This window comes from Streptomyces sp. NPDC096310, from assembly GCF_044763125.1.
Classification (GTDB): domain Bacteria; phylum Actinomycetota; class Actinomycetes; order Streptomycetales; family Streptomycetaceae; genus Streptomyces.
Genome location: NZ_JBIWFO010000001.1, coordinates 991,252 through 1,005,659, shown reverse-complemented (window position 1 = coordinate 1,005,659; position 14,408 = coordinate 991,252). Strand labels below are relative to the sequence as shown.

The following is a 14,408-nucleotide window of genomic DNA, read 5'->3' as shown; positions in this document are numbered from 1 at the left end:
CGGCCCCGGCCGCCGCCCGCCCCGCACCCCGCCGAACCGCCCCGATCGGACCGAGACCCGATGGCCATGTCCGTCACACAGACCGCCCACCATGTCAGCCTGCGGGCCCTGGGCTGGCTCCACACCCACCGCGAGCACGGCGCGCTCCCGCCCGACACCACCGCCGAACTCGCCGAACCCGACACCGTCTACAAGCCGCTGGGCGAGACCGCGCTCGCCGCCTCGCTGGTCCTGCGGGAGGCGGTGGCCGGCAGTACGGAGCTACGGCTCGCCCGCGAGCTGCTGGACTTCACCTGGAAGCAGCTCGGCGGCGGGGACATGCTCCACGAGCGGCTGCTGCGCTACCCGCTGATGAGCGATCCGCTGGAGACGTACGCGCACTTCGCGCGCAGCGGCTACCGCCACGACGAACTGGACCGGCTGCTCGACCACACCACCTCGCTGCGCTCGGCGCGCGCCATGGAGATGGTGCCCAACCGGCGTCTCGCCGTCGCCAACGCGGCCCGCATCAGCGGCTTCGACGGAGGCGGGCGCGCCGCCGACTGGGAGCGGCTGACCCGGGAGACCTGGCTGGGCGCGCTCCCCGAGCCGTGGCTCATCGACTGGATGACCGCGTACAACATGACGCACACCGTCTTCCACATCACCGACTGGGGACGTCTGCCCGGGGACCTCCCCGCCGATCTGGCCGGCTACCTCGGCCGCTGGCTGCCGGCCTGGATCGACATCTGGACCGAGATCGGCGAATGGGACCTGGTGGCCGAGCTGATGATCGTGGGCGGTTGTCTGCCCGAGCCGCACATCGACCCGGCCGACTGGGCGCGGCTGGCCGCCGTCCAGCAGGAGGACGGGCTGCTCCCCCGGGACGGCGCGCCCGTCGAGGGGGACCCGGCCGAACGCTTCGGGGCCCACCACCACACCACCGTGGTGGCGGCCGTCGCCGGCACGCTCACGGTCGCGCGCGCCCTCGGCGGCGAGCGGTGAGCGCACCCGCGCCGGCCGTCCGGCCGGCGGACGGCGGTGGCGAACGCGAACCGCCGGTGTGGGCGCGCGCCCCCGCGGACGCGCTGGCCTCGGCGGCCTCCGGCGCCTGCGCGGTGGTGATCGCGCTGCGCCGGGGCGACGAGCGGGCCGTGGTGCCGTACGGCACCACGGTGTCCGGCGGCGGCGAACCGGTCACGGCGGACACCCGGTTCGAGATCGGGTCCCTCACCAAGTGCTTCACGGCGCTGCTCCTCGCCGAACAGGCCGCCAGGGGCGAGGTCGCGTACGGCGATCCGCTGGCCCGCTTCCTGCCGCCGGAGGCGCTGCCCCGGCAGCGCGGCGGCGGCCCCATCACCCTGCTCCATCTCGCCACGCACACCGCGGGGCTGCCCCGGCTGCCGCCCGGTCTGCTCGCCGGGGCGGCGCCGCGGTGGTTCTCCAATCCGTACGCCGCTTTCACCACCGACGATCTGCTGCGCTCCCTCGCCAGGACCCGGCCGGGCGCCCGCCCCGGCGAGCGGGTGCGGTACTCCAACTTCGGTGTGGGGCTGCTCGGTCATCTCCTCACCCGGGCGGCTCCGGGCGGCCCGGGATACGGGGAACTCCTCGCCGAGCGCGTGCTGGCCCCGCTCGGCCTGCGCCGTACCGGGTGCGATCCCGGCGTTCCGCAGGCCACCGGGTACTGGCACGGCCGCCCGCGCCCGTCCTGGCTGATCCCCGGGCTTCCGGGCGCGGGCGCGCTCCGCTCCAGCGCGCCCGAACTGCTGACCTTCCTCGACGCGCTGGCGGCGGGCCCGGCGCGCGGCGGCCCGGCGGACGGGCCGCTGGGCGCCGCGCTCGCGGAGGCGGTACGGCCCCGGCTCGCCCTGCGCGGCGGTACCCGGCGGCTGGCTCTCGTCTGGAACATCCGCGTCCGGCCGGAAGGGGCGGCGTACCACCACTCCGGCGCCACCCGGGGCTTCACCGCCTTCGCCGGCTTCGTCCCGGAGCGGCGCACCGCCGTGGTCGCGCTGGCGAACTCCACCCCGGCCGTCGACCAGGCGTTCCTCCAGCGCGCGTACACCACCCTGGTCGCCCTCCACCGGCCGGGCTGACCACCGGCGCCCCGTTCATCCCAGAGGCTCGGGCAGGTCGGGGCCCACCGTGAGCGTCACCGTCCCCAGGCCCGCCGCCCCGGCGGGGACCGGTTCCATCCCGGGGAGCCGCGCGGCCAGCGTGCGCGCCTGCTCCGCGAGCCCCTCCGGGTAGGTGAGGGAGGAACGTCCGGCAGGTACGGGGGCGTTGCCCGTGGCGGCGATACGGAAGCCGAGCGCCCGCAGCCGCTCGGCGGTCGCACGGGCCCTGCCGGGGACACCGGTGCCGTTGAGGACGGTCACCGCCACGGTGCCCGCCGCCGGGGGCAGCGGAGGCGTCGCCGCTTCGAGCCGGGCACGGGTCAGCTCCCGGTCATGGGTGAGCGCCGTGAAGAGCGTCCGGGCGGCGGCCGGGTGCCACAGGACATTGGCCGTGTCGCCCGGCACATCGCGCTGGCGGGGATAGTTGGGCACGGTCAGGAACGAGATCCGGTCGGTGGGCAGTCCACGGAGGCCGGAGGCCAGTGCGTGGAGCGGGGCGAGGCCCGCCAGTCGGGGGTCGGTGGTGAGCGCCCCCGTGGCGGAGTCGAGGAACCGGTAGAGCGCCGCCGGCCGGTGCAGCGCGGCCTTCGCCTTGGCGGCGAGCGCCCGCATGAACTCCTGCTGGCGGCCGATCCGGCCGAGGTCCGTACCGTCACCGAGGCTGTAGCGGGCCCGTACGTATCCCAGTGCCTGCTCGTTCCTGACCGTCTGGCAGCCCGCTTCGAGATCCAGTCCCGCCTTCGTGTCGTGGATCGGCGCCGTGGGGCAGACCTCGACGCCGCCGAGGGCGTCGACCATGCCGGTGAACCCCCGGAAGTCCACGATCACGAAGTGGTCGACCCGTACCCGGGTGTTCTGTTCGACCGTTCTGATGGTGCAGGCGGCGGCCCTGGCCGTGTCCCCGCCGGAGCCGCCGATCGCGAACGCCTCGTTGATCTTGAAGTCGTGTGGGGCCGAGGTGGCACCGCCGCCCCGGTCGCAGGCGGGGATCCGGACCCAGGAGTCACGAGGGAAGGAGACCACCGTGGCCCACCGGCCGCTGCCGCCGACATGCAGCAGCATCAGGGTGTCCGACTGCATCGAGGTCAGTCCGCTGCCGTAGGCGTCACCGGCACCCGCCCGGCTGTCCGATCCGATGACCAGGATGTTCTCGCCGCCCTGGGCGGCGCGCGGCCGGTTGTCGCCGAGCGCTCGGGTCACCCCCGCGCCGTGGATGTTGCCGCTGAGCCGGGTGTAGATCCAGCCTCCGGCGGTGGCCGTGCCCAGCACGACGAGCGCCGCCGCCAGCGCGAACCAGCGGCCGATCCGGCGGCGTGGGCGCGGGGCCGGCAGGTTCCACAGGCTCTTGTCGCTCGGATTCACTGCGTCAGACTCCTCACTGCGTCACCGCGGTGTCACCGCGTCGGCGCGTCACCACGCGGACCCGCCATCAGGTCAACAGCGGAGCGGGCCCCCTGGGCACGGCCATCGCGGACGTACCTCGGCAGGGCGGGGACGTACGGAGGCCGGTACGCCGGACGGCTCCGCCCCGGTGGCCCGGCCGTCCGGCGTGCCCTGTAGTGGGGGTGGGGCCGCCGAGCCCGGGAGGAACGATGTTCTCGAACCAGTTCACCGCGCCCCCGCGACGGCGGCGGACCCTGGGTCCGCCGCGCGCCGTGGCCAGAGTGCTGGCCGCGGCCGGGCTGGCGGTGGACGCGTATGTGCACGCCCATCTCGCCGACCGGTACGACGGCGTCTCCGCCGTGGTCGGCCAGGGCGACCTGTTCCGTGCCGAGGCCGGACTGGCGGCGCTCGCGGCGCTGCTGGTGCTGGTCTGGCGGCGGGTGCCGGGCGATGTCTTCGCCTGGCTGGTCGCGGCGGGCGGCCTGGCGCTCCTGCTGGTCTACCGCTATGTCGACGTGGGGACGCTGGGGCCGGTCCCCAACATGTACGAACCCGTCTGGTTCGGCCAGAAGCGGCTGACGGCCGTGGCGCAGGCCGTGGCCGTTCTCGCCACGATCTTCCTGCTGTGCACCTACCCGCGGGGCGGCGCCCACGCGCGGCGCGACCGCCTCGGGTGAAGGCCGGCCCTTCCGTCCGGGGAAGGGCCGGCCCGAGCATGTCTCAGCTCGCGAAGTGGTGGCTGCCCGGTCCCGCGGCGTACACGGCACAGCCGTCCGCGGTCCGCAGGAAGCGCGTCTCCCCGTGGCGGACGCGCGCCGTGTCCGTGGTGGGGATCCAGACCTCCGCCGTGGTGTTGGCGGGCACGGTGACCGTGAGCCGGAAGCCGCCGTCGGCCGCCTTCCAGCGGGTGGTGACCGGTCCGTGGAGGGAGTCGAAGCGCCCGCTCGCCTCCGTCACCCCGCCGCCGGGACGCGGCCGGACGATGATTTTCCGGAAGCCGGGGGCGCCCGGGGCGATGCCCGCGATGTGCGCGTACATCCACTCCCCCACCGAGCCGTACGCGTAGTGGTTGAAGGAGTTCATGCCGGCGTCCTGGAAGGTGCCGTCAGGCCGGATGGAGTCCCAGCGCTCCCACATGGTCGTGGCGCCCTGGTCGATCTGGTACCCCCAACTGGGGAAGGTCCGCTGGAGCAGCAGCCGGTACGCGACGTCGATGTGTCCGGTGTCGGTGAGGACGGGCAGCAGCCGCGGGGTGCCGAGGAACCCCGTCGACAGGTGCCCTCCCTTGGCCTCGATGAGCTGGACCAGCCGGTCGGCGGCGGGGGCCCGGTCGGCGTCGGCCAGCAGGTCCATGGAGAGGGCGAGGACGTACGCGGTCTGGGTGTCGCCCTTGATCCGCCCGTTCGGGGAGACGTACGCGGCGCGGAAGGCGTCGCGGACCGCCCCGAACAGGGTGGTGTACGGAGCCGGGTCCTCGCCCAGGACCTCGGCGGTCCGTGCGACGAGGTCGGCGCTGTGGGCGAAGTAGGCGGTGCCGATGACGTCCTTGGGCGTCTCGTCCTCGATGTTGAGCCAGTCCCCGAACCCCTCGGCGGGGCGGAGGAGTCCGCTGCTGTGCCGCTTCAGGTAGTCGAGCCAGGCGACCATCGAGTCCCAGGACTCCTCCAGGACGCGGGTGTCGCCGTACGCCTGGTAGAGCGCCCAGGGCACGGTGACTCCGGCGTCTCCCCAGCCGGCCGCCCCCGCGCCGACGTTCTCCCCGCCGATGTCCGGCGCGACGTTGGTGAGGGCGCCGTCGCTCCGCTGGCTGTCGCGCAGGTCGGTCAGCCACTTGGTGAGGAAGCGCGCCGACTCCATGGTGTAGGCGGCGGTGGGGGCGAAGACGTTGATGTCGCCGGTCCAGCCGAGCCGTTCGTCGCGTGCGGGGGTGTCGGTGGGTACGGAGAGGAAGTTGCCGCGCTGTCCCCAGGTGATGTTGCTGTGCAGTTGGTTGAGCAGCGGGACGTTCGTCCTGAAGTCCATGGTGAACGGCGCGGAGGTGTGGATGACCTGTCCCACGACCGCGTCGCGCGACAACTTGCCGCGTACGCCCGTCACCTCGACGTAGCGGAAGCCGTGGAAGGTGAAGCGAGGCTCGTACGTCTCCGGGCCGCCGCCCTTGAGGGTGTACGTGTCGGTGGCGCGGGCGGTGCGCAGATTGGCGGTGTAGAGGGTGCCGTCGGGGTTCAGGACCTCGGCGTGGCGCAGCCGTACGGTGGTGCCCGCGGCGCCGGAGACGGTCAGCCTGACCGTGCCGACCATGTTCTGGCCGAGGTCGAAGACGAAGACCCCGGGCCGGGTCTCGGTGACCTGCTGGGCGCGGAGTTGGGTCTCCACCCGTGAGGGGGCGTCGATCTGGGCGACCACCGCGGCCGGTGCCCCCTCGGCGGTGTCGACGGGCAGCCACCCCGTCGCGTCGAATCCGGGGCGCGTCCAGCCGTCGGTCTCCAGCCGGGCGTCGTACTCCTCGCCCATCACCAGATCGGCGGAGGTGACCGGACCGGTCGCCGCGCGCCAGTCGGTGCCCGAGACCACCCGCTCGGTGCTGCCGTCGGTGTAGGTGACCTCCAACTGGGTGAGCAGAGCGGGGCGTTCGCCGTAGTTGTGCGGGCCGAACCAGGCGATGTTCCCGGCGTACCAGCCGGCCGCGACGGTGACGCCGAGCGCGTTGCCGCCGGATCTGAGCAGGGCGGTGACGTCGTACGTCTGGTACTGGACCCGCTTGCCGTAGTCGGTCCAGCCGGGCGCGAGCCGGTCCTCGCCGACGCGTTCGCCGTTGAGGTGGGCCTCGTACAGGCCGAGGGCCGTGGCGTAGAGCCGGGCGCGCGCGACCGTCTTGCGCGGGAGGCGGAACTCGTGGCGCAGTTGGGCGGCCGGGGCGTACGAGACGCTGATCCGTCCCCAGGGGTCCGCTCCCCACGGGGCGAGGACCTGGGCGGCGGGCCAGGAGGCGTCGTCGTAGCCGGTGGAGGTCCAGTCGTCGGCGGGCTGCCGGTCGGTGGTGCGCCAGGTGGCGTCGGTGGGCAGGACGCGGACCCCGTCGGCGGTGGTCAGCTCCAGCAGGCCGAGCAGTCCGGCGGGGCTCTCCGTCGCGTTGACGGCGGACACGGCGATCACATGGGCGCCGGGGCGCAGCGCGTCCGTCACTTCGGCGACGAGGGGGCGGCGCCAGTTCTCCGCGGGCCCGTCGGCGTCGGTGTGCGCGACCTGGACGCCGTCCACCAGCGCGGTGAAGCCGTCGTCGGCGGTCAGGACGAGGCGGGCGCGGGTGACGCCCTGCGGGATGTCGATCCGGGTACGGAACCAGCGGGTGGCCGCCGGGACGTTGGCGCCAGGGGCGCCTTCGGGGAACCAGATCCAGGAGGCGCCGTTCAGCGGGGGCGCGGAGACCAGCGCGGCGGGGGCGCCGATCCAGCGGGCCGACCAGTCGGAGGGGGCGGTCAGTCCGGTTTCCCACCAGGAGGGGGTGGTCCACGCGGAGGGGGTGCCGTCGGCGTCCCAGACGCGCACGGTCCAGTGGTAGCGGGTACGTGAGGCGAGCGCCGGGCCCGCGTACGGCACCAGGGCGGACCGCTCCGAGACCACCTTGCCGCTGTCCCAGACATCGGGCCGGGTCAGGCGGTGCGGGGAGGTGGCGACCCGTATCTGGTAGGCGGTCTGCCGCCCGCCGGGGCGGGCGGAGACAAAGGGCCAGCTCAGCCTGGGGTGTGGGGTGTCGAGGCCCAGCGGCTGACGTACGTACTCGACGGTCGGCGCGGTGACGCGCAGCGCCGCCTTCGCCGCGCTCGCCCCGGCCGGGGCGGGGGTGGCGGCGCGGGCGGCGGGGAGGGGCCCCGCGGCCAGGGTGGTGCCCAGAACGGTTGCGGTGGTTCCGAGCAGTCGTCTTCTGCTGATCACCATGCGGCTCCGATACGACTCGGCAATGAATCGTTTCACCTGCCCCGTGAAAGTAGGGAGGCGTCTGTGGCCTGTCAAGGGTTCCGGGACGGAGGGGCAAGCGGGCAACTGCCGTTGTTCCGGGCGCCGTACGAGGTTTCGCCCCAGGTCATGGCCGCGCGTGCGGGGGCTCGCGACGGGGCAGACATGGCCGGGAAGGGCACTACAATGCGGGTCTGCACGGGGTGAGTTCGACGACCGGGGGGAGTCGCGATGTCTTGGGACGAGCAGCGCGGAAGCGGAGAATCCGGCAGAGCCGGCGGCAGCGGCGGACGCGGCGGGGCCACGGGGCCCGTCGAGTTCGGCAAGCCCGAGGAGCCCGGCGGTGTGGGTGGACACGGCGGGACCGGAGGGTTCGACGGAGCCGGAGGATACGGCGGGACCGGAGGGTTCGGCGGGGCCGGTGGATACGGCGAGGCCGATGGCTTCCCGGTGCCTCCGCCGCCGTCCATGCCGCCCGCAGTACCGCAGGGTCCGGCCGATCCGCTGCGCGCCGTGGCGGTGGCCCTGCTCAACCTGAGCGGTCTCGGGCTCGGTTACGCGCTGGTGCGCCGCTGGTTCGCGACGGCCGTCTGCTGGGCGGCGACCGGAGCCCTGCTGTTCGTCGCCCTGCCCGCGGACCCGGACGGTGTCTCCGGCGGTGTGCTCACCGCGTATCTGCTCTTCCTGGCGCTCGCGGCGGTGCACGGCGCGGCCCGCGGGCTGCGTACCCCGCTCGCCTGGCCGTCGCGGGCGCCCGTCGCCCTGGTGCTCGCGCTGGCGCTGCTCGCCGCGCCCCTCGGCGGTGTGGCGCTCTACGACCGGGCGCGCGAGGAGGCCGCGCAGAAGCTGCTGCTGGACCGGCTCGCCAAGGCCGACCAACTGGTCGAGAGCGCGCGGATCGAGCCGTTCGCCACGGCCGAGCCCGCCCTCACCGAAGCGCTCGCCACCTACCGCGACCTCCAGACGGACCACCCGGACTCCCGGGCGGCGAAGCGCGTTCCGAGCCGGCTCGCGGCGTACTACGAGACGGTCGGCGCCCCGTACGGTGAGAAGGACTACTGCGGGGCGATAGAGCCGCTGAAGTATCTGCGCACGGTCCCCGACACGGTGGACAGGAAGCGGCTCGGCCCGCTGGTCACCTGGCCCGACGAGCGGCTCGCCACCTCGCTGTACGAATGCGGTGTGGGCGGCCTCGGCAAGGACGCCGCGGTCGCGCAGGACGGCGGCAACCTCGCCGAACTGCTCACCGTCTTCCCGGAGTCCGGGCAGGCCGCCAGGGTCGAGCCCGCGATCCGCACCACGATCGAGACGACCGCCAAGGGCCTCAAGGGCACCGGCCCCTGCGCGGTCACCGACAAGCTGCGGACGCTCAGGGCGCAGGCGGCGGCGCTGCCCGGGCAGCGGGCGGGCGTGGCCGGCGCGCTCACCGAGGACACCGGCAGGGCGGACGCGCACATCCGGTCCGGTACGTACGCGTGCGGTGTCCAGCACTACCGCGACGGCGACTTCGACACAGCGCTGACCACCATGAACGACTTCCTGACCGCGAACAAGAAGGACAAGAACCGGGCGCGCGCACAGAAGATCGCGATCGCCGCGGAGATCGCCCAGGACGAGCCCGCCGCGGGCAAGCGGCTGCCCACGACGGCATCGGGCGGCTCCATCTCGGTCACGATCAAGAACGACAGCCCCGACGAGGTCGAGGTCCTCTACACGGGCCCGGTCACCGGCAGCGTCACCCTCAAGGGCTGCGGAAGCTGCTCGCGGTACTCGACCGCCGCCACCGCCTCGCTCACCGCCTGCAAAGGCGGCAGGAACTACCCGCAGAAGACGATCAGCCTGCCGGTCGGGACCACGTACTTCCTGCACAAGTCCAAGAGCAGCACGGCCACTTCCTCCGGCGCGGACACGGCGAAGCTCCAGCCCGGCTACATCTACACGGAGTGCGCGTATGTCGTGGAAGGGTTCGGAACGGGCTTCTAGGAGCCGGTGTGAGGCGCGAGCGGCGGCCGGGCGGGTCAGGAGATCTCCTCGGAGGCGTCCTCTCCCGTGAGGGTCAGTGTGTAGACACCGGGGACGCGCCCGGTGATACGGACCCGGGTGCCCGGCGCGGAGTCCTCCGCGCCCAGGTAGGTGAAGCGCTCGCCGTGGTCGAAGAGCGCCGGCTGCGCGGGCCCCGTACCGTTGCCGGGTCCGAAACGGATGGTGTCCCCGCCCACGGTGTAGCCGCCCTCGCCGTCGACCAGCTCGAAGGCGTCGCTCCCCGGCAGGCGGCGGGCCCCGGTCAGAACTCCCCCGGCCCGGAAGGTGAGTTCGAGGACGAAGGAGGTCGGGACACCGGTCAGGTCGAACCGTACGTCCACACCGGACCCGGTCGGCACGACCTCGGCGTCGACGCGCAGCCGGTGCGCGTCGGCGGGGCGGTGCGCGAAGTCCATGGCGGCGAAGAAGCGTCCCTCGCCGCCGAGTTCGTATCCGCCGCCGGGGCGGCGCCGGCCGGCGGGCAGCGGCTGGTAGAAGTGGGCGGTGCTGGTCCGGGTGAGCGAGCAGCGCCCGTCGTCGGCCACCCGCAGGGACTCGCTGCGGAAGGGGCCGAGGCCGAAGAAGTTCACCGACAGCCGGACGGCGTCGAGGAGGGCGGCGCCCTGCCGGAACCTCAGGAAGGTGGGGTTGGTGGCGAGGCCCGAGGCGATGTCGGGGAAGCGGGCGTTGTCCCCGCCGCCGAAGACGGTGACGGTGCGGCGTCCCGTACGCCACCGGGCCAGACCGGAGTCGGCGAGGACCGTCCGCGCGGTGGCGGGCCCGGCCGCCGGGGCGATGGGCAGGGGCCGGGCGAGGGTGGGGTCGAGCAGGATCTCCGCGAGGGCGTCGGCGGCGAGTTCGGCGCCGATGGGGCGCGCGAGGATGCCGGTGACGATCGCCGCGTAGTCGGCCCGTCGCTCCCGTACGGCGAACCGGCGGTACGGGAGGAGGAATCCGGCCCCGTCGAAGGGGGTGCGCTGGTCCTGACGGCGGGAGTGCACGGACTCCACCGTGCCGTCCTCGTCGAAGAGGCCCGCGAAGGCGTCGAGGTTGCGCCGTACGGGATCGAGCAGCTCGGGGCGGTCGAGGGCGTCCGCGACAGCGAGGAGGGACGGGTTGGTCACGTGTGCGGCGTACAGCGGGCTGCGCTCGGAGTACATGCCGTCCGCCTGGAGGTCGATCTCCTCCGCGAGCCACTGGCCGACCCGGGCGGGCAGCCGTGGGTCGGGTTCGATGCGGTGCAGCCGGGCGAGGGCCGCGCACAGCTCCCACCGGTGGTTCGGGGTGTGCACCCCGCCGGTGAGCAGCGCAGGCGTCACGGCGCGGCGGATCGCGGTGAGTCCGGAGCGCAGCCGGGTCAGTTCCGTACCGCCGGGGGAATCGGCGGGGCCGGGGTGCGTGTCGATCAGCCGGGTGGTGAGGCAGATGTCGTTGACGGTGAACGACGAGTCGGGCGGCGAGGCGAGGTTGTCGCCGCCGAAGAGTCCGTCAGCGCCCTGGAGCGTGCCGAGCTGGTCGAGCAAGCGCCGGGCGGGGGGCAGGAGTCCGGGGTCGGTGTGCCAGCGGGAGCGCGGGGTCAGATACGCGGTGACGAGCGTCTTGACACCGGCGGCGAGGGCCCGGTGCTGGGCGGTGTCGTACGCGCCGTCCGCGAGCGCGGCCCGCAGTTCGGGCACGTACCGGTCGAGCGCGGCCACCAGGAGGTCCACGAAGGGCAGATCGGTTTCGGGCGGCGGCGTTCGGGGGTGCTGTCGGTTCATCGGGTCGTTCACAGTCCTCGGCTCGTTCCCTCAGTCTTTCAGGCCCGCGTTGATGTCGGCGTTCATGACGTAGCGCTGGAACACCAGGAACATCACCAGCAGGGGCAGCAGGGAGATGACGGACGCGGCGATCAGCACCGGCCAGTCGATGTTCTGCGCGCCGATGAGGTTGCGCAGCGCGACCTGGAGGGTGAACCGCTTCTGGTCGCCGAGCACGATCAGCGGCCAGATGTAGTCGTTCCAGCGCCACTGGAAGGAGAAGATCGCCAGTGTCACCACGATCGGCCGGGCGATCGGCAGCATGATCCTCACGAAGATGCCGATCTCGCTCGCGCCGTCGATACGGGCGGCCTCCAGGATCTCGTCGGGGACGGTCATGAAGAACTGGCGGAACATGAAGATGCCGGTCGCGGTGATGATCGAGGGGACGATGATCCCGGCGAGGGAGTCGTACAGCCCGAGTTCGCGTACGACGGCGAAGGACGGGGTGAGGATGACCTCGGTGGGCAGCATCGTCGTCGCCAGAACGCAGACGAAGAAGATCCTGATCCAGCGGGCGGAGTACTTCGCGAGGGCGTACCCGGTGCCGGCGCTGGCGAGGACGGTGAGCACGGTCGTGACGGACGCGACGAGCAGGGTGTTGCCGAAGTAGCGCGCGAAGTGGATCCGCTGCCAGGCGTCGGCGAAGCCCTGGACCGTCCAGTCGCGGGGCAGGACGGAGAGCGGATAGCTGAAGAGTTCGCTGCCCGGTTTGAAGGCGCTGAGGACGAACCACACCACCGGGAAGGCGAAGCAGGCGGCCAGCGCCCACAGGACGAGGGTGACGGCGACCGTACGGGTGCCTCTCCCGTTGCCCCGGTCGGGGCGGGTCGCGGGCGCGCGCGGCGCGTCGGGGCCGCCCGGTGCGCCGGAGTCGCCCGGTGCGCCGGAGCCGTTGACCGGCCCCTTGGTGAGCGTCGTTCCGTTGTCCTTCATGAGGCTCCCCGCCCTCGGCCGATACGCATCTGGACGAGCGCGACCACCAGCAGGATCGCCATCAGCACCATGGAGACGGCGCTGGCGTAGCCGACCTCGGCCTTCTTGAACCCGGTCTCGTAGATGTACTGCACGATCAGGCGGTTGTCGGTGCCGGGACCGCCGCCGTTGAGGGCCTGGACCATCGCGAATTCCTTGGTGGCGTTGATCGTCGACAGCAGGATCACCATGAAGGAGGTCGGGGCGATCGCCGGCAGGGTGATGTGGCGGAACCGCTCCCAGCCGTTCGCGCCGTCCAGCTCGGCGGCCTCGTAGTACGACGTCGGTACGTTCTTCAGGGCGGCGATGAACAGCAGCATGTTGAACGCCGTCCCTCCCCAGGCCGTGGCGAGGACCACCACGGCGAGGGCGAGGTCCCCGTCCGAGGACCACTGGACGTCCGAGACGCCGATCGTGCCGAGGACGAAGTTGACGAAGCCGAAGTTCTCGCCGAAGAGCCAGCGCCAGATCACACCCGTGACGATCGGGGAGATCAGCCACGGGAAGAAGAAGATGACCTTGGCGACGGTCGTACCGCGGGCGAACCGGCTGACGAGCAGGACGGCGACGAGCAGCGAGAGGACGTAGGTGAGCGGGACGGACAGGACGACGTACACCGCCGTACGTCCCAGGGCGGCGTAGAAGTCCGTGTCCCCGAACAGGGTGCGGTAGTTGTCGAACCCGACGAAGTCGGGCTGTCCGAAACCGCGGTAGTCGGTGAACGAGTAGAGCAGCCCGAGCGCGCCCGGCCAGACGAAGAACAGGAGGAACATCACGATGTTGACCGCGGCGAGCGCGATCGGCGCCGTGGTGTAGCGGCCCCGCCGTCGCCGGCGGGGCACCGCGGGAAGCGGTGGTGGGCTGCTGTGGCGGCGTTCCGCGACGGCCGCCGCCGACGTCGGCTTCATCCTCAGCCGCCGGCCTGCTCGGTGAACTTCTTCTCGATGGCGGAGACGGTCGTCCTCACGTCCTGGTCGCCGTTCAGGTACTTGACGGTCTCGTCCCTGATCGGGTCGTCGGTGGAGCCCTTGCCCTCGTAGGCCGCGGTCAGTTCGCTGCGCATCTGGAGGGCGTCGATCGGGGCGGACGCGGCGATCTCGTCGTTGTAGAGGCCGAAGGCCTCCTTGTCGGCGGCGTATGTGACCTCGACGCCGTCCTCGACCGGGAGGAAGCCGGAGATCTCGCAGAGCTTGCGGTAGTTCTCCGGGGTGTACAGCCAGTCGAGGAACTTCGATGTCTTCTCCGCGGCGGGGCCGTCGAATCCGACAAGGTAGTTGGTGCCGAGGTTCGTGGCGCGCACGGGCTGCTTCGGCATCAGGACGGACTTCCACTCGAAGTCCTTGATGTTCTGGGAGAAGTCGGTGATCTGCCAGACGCCCGAGTAGTACGCGGCGACCTGGCCGCTCTTGAACAGGGCGTTGGCGTCGTCCCCGGAGAGCCAGACGGAGCGGGGCATCAGTTTGTCGTCGTTCATCGCCTTGAAGCGTTCCAGGGCGGTGGTGGTCTGCGGATTCGCGGCGTACTTCCCGCTCGCATCCGGGCCGAAGCCGTTGCTGCCGTGCTGGTAGAGGAAGGAGCGCAGCCGGTGGCTCGAACCGTCCATCACCATGCCGTACTTGGCGCCCGCCGACTGCTGGACCTTCTTCAGCGAGGCGGTGAACTCGTCCCAGGTCCACTGGTCGGCGGCCGACTTCGGGTACGGGACCTTCGCCTTGTCGAAGAGGCTCTTGTTGATGAACAGGCCGACGGCCGTCAGATCGGTGGGGACCGCGTTGATCTCACCCTTCGACGACTTCGCCAGGAGGTTCGCCTTGACCTTGTTCTTCTCGGCGGTGGCGGTGAGGTCCAGCAGGGAACCCGCCCACAGGGGGTCCACCGAGGGCACCCGGGCGAGCGCGGGAAGGTCGCCCGCCTGGGCGGCGTTGCGCAGCTTGGTGCGCAGGTCGTCGTAGGGGATGTCGACGACGTCGATCTTGACGCCGGTCTCCTTGGTGTACTCCTTCGCCATCGTGGCGAAGCCACCGCCCTGGTTCCCGTCGCCGGAGAGCCAGAACCTCAGGGTGTCGGAGTCCCCGCCCGCGCCGCTCTCGCCGCCGAACGCGCAGCCGGTGAGGGCGAGCGAGAGAACGGTCGCCATCGGGATGAGCTTCTTTCTCATGCGTCCAACTTTCTT

Annotated in this window: 10 protein-coding genes; 4 read left to right on the top strand and 6 right to left on the bottom strand. The window is 72.3% G+C overall.

Annotated elements, in window-relative coordinates:
• Positions 1–60: 60 nt before the first annotated feature.
• Complete coding sequence (locus tag ACIQ7D_RS04070) at positions 61–984, top strand: DUF6895 family protein (RefSeq protein ID WP_403933330.1); 924 nt, start codon at positions 61–63, stop codon at positions 982–984.
• Positions 981–2,078, top strand: coding sequence for a serine hydrolase domain-containing protein (locus ACIQ7D_RS04065; RefSeq protein ID WP_403933328.1), 1,098 nt, complete (start codon positions 981–983; stop codon positions 2,076–2,078). Before ACIQ7D_RS04070 ends, ACIQ7D_RS04065 begins: the two co-directional genes overlap by 4 nt.
• Positions 2,079–2,093: 15 nt before the next feature.
• Here the strand turns inward: ACIQ7D_RS04065 and ACIQ7D_RS04060 are convergent, their stop codons facing one another.
• A complete protein-coding gene (locus ACIQ7D_RS04060) occupies positions 2,094–3,461 on the bottom strand; it encodes an LCP family protein (protein ID WP_403933326.1) in 1,368 nt (455 codons plus the stop codon).
• 230 nt (positions 3,462–3,691) lie between these two features.
• Between ACIQ7D_RS04060 and ACIQ7D_RS04055 the strand changes: the two genes are divergently transcribed.
• Entirely contained in the window at positions 3,692–4,159 is a 468-nt protein-coding gene (locus tag ACIQ7D_RS04055) for a hypothetical protein (protein WP_403933325.1), read from the top strand.
• Between the two features lie 43 nt (positions 4,160–4,202).
• Here the strand turns inward: ACIQ7D_RS04055 and ACIQ7D_RS04050 are convergent, their stop codons facing one another.
• On the bottom strand, positions 4,203–7,418 hold the full coding sequence (locus ACIQ7D_RS04050) for an alpha-L-rhamnosidase (protein WP_403933815.1): 3,216 nt from the start codon (positions 7,416–7,418) through the stop codon (positions 4,203–4,205).
• Between the two features lie 252 nt (positions 7,419–7,670).
• On the opposite strand from ACIQ7D_RS04050, the gene ACIQ7D_RS04045 reads away from it, so the two are divergent.
• On the top strand, positions 7,671–9,422 hold the full coding sequence (locus tag ACIQ7D_RS04045) for a hypothetical protein (protein ID WP_403933323.1): 1,752 nt from the start codon (positions 7,671–7,673) through the stop codon (positions 9,420–9,422).
• Positions 9,423–9,457: 35 nt separating this feature from the next.
• On the opposite strand, the gene ACIQ7D_RS04040 is transcribed toward ACIQ7D_RS04045, so the two are convergent.
• The 4 genes from ACIQ7D_RS04040 to ACIQ7D_RS04025 form a co-directional block, all read right to left on the bottom strand.
• On the bottom strand, positions 9,458–11,221 hold the full coding sequence (locus ACIQ7D_RS04040; protein ID WP_403933322.1) for a hypothetical protein: 1,764 nt from the start codon (positions 11,219–11,221) through the stop codon (positions 9,458–9,460).
• Positions 11,222–11,251: 30 nt separating this feature from the next.
• A complete protein-coding gene (locus ACIQ7D_RS04035) occupies positions 11,252–12,196 on the bottom strand; it encodes a carbohydrate ABC transporter permease (RefSeq protein ID WP_403933320.1) in 945 nt (314 codons plus the stop codon).
• Positions 12,193–13,008, bottom strand: coding sequence for a carbohydrate ABC transporter permease (locus ACIQ7D_RS04030; RefSeq protein WP_403933813.1), 816 nt, complete (start codon positions 13,006–13,008; stop codon positions 12,193–12,195). The genes ACIQ7D_RS04035 and ACIQ7D_RS04030 overlap by 4 nt, the downstream gene beginning before the upstream one ends.
• Before the next feature lie 137 nt (positions 13,009–13,145).
• On the bottom strand, positions 13,146–14,393 hold the full coding sequence (locus ACIQ7D_RS04025) for an ABC transporter substrate-binding protein (RefSeq protein WP_403933319.1): 1,248 nt from the start codon (positions 14,391–14,393) through the stop codon (positions 13,146–13,148).
• Positions 14,394–14,408 lie beyond the last annotated feature (15 nt).

Excerpts from the sequence above, each read along its gene's own strand:
- ACIQ7D_RS04070 (WP_403933330.1), top strand. The coding sequence starts at position 61 with ATGGCCATGTCCGTCACACAGACCGCCCACCATGTCAGCCTGCGGGCC.
- ACIQ7D_RS04055 (WP_403933325.1), top strand. The coding sequence starts at position 3,692 with ATGTTCTCGAACCAGTTCACCGCGCCCCCGCGACGGCGGCGGACCCTG.
- ACIQ7D_RS04045 (WP_403933323.1), top strand. The coding sequence starts at position 7,671 with ATGTCTTGGGACGAGCAGCGCGGAAGCGGAGAATCCGGCAGAGCCGGC.
- ACIQ7D_RS04040 (WP_403933322.1), bottom strand. The coding sequence starts at position 11,221 with ATGAACCGACAGCACCCCCGAACGCCGCCGCCCGAAACCGATCTGCCC.
- ACIQ7D_RS04035 (WP_403933320.1), bottom strand. The coding sequence starts at position 12,196 with ATGAAGGACAACGGAACGACGCTCACCAAGGGGCCGGTCAACGGCTCC.
- ACIQ7D_RS04030 (WP_403933813.1), bottom strand. The coding sequence starts at position 13,008 with ATGTTCCTCCTGTTCTTCGTCTGGCCGGGCGCGCTCGGGCTGCTCTAC.
- ACIQ7D_RS04025 (WP_403933319.1), bottom strand. The coding sequence starts at position 14,393 with ATGAGAAAGAAGCTCATCCCGATGGCGACCGTTCTCTCGCTCGCCCTC.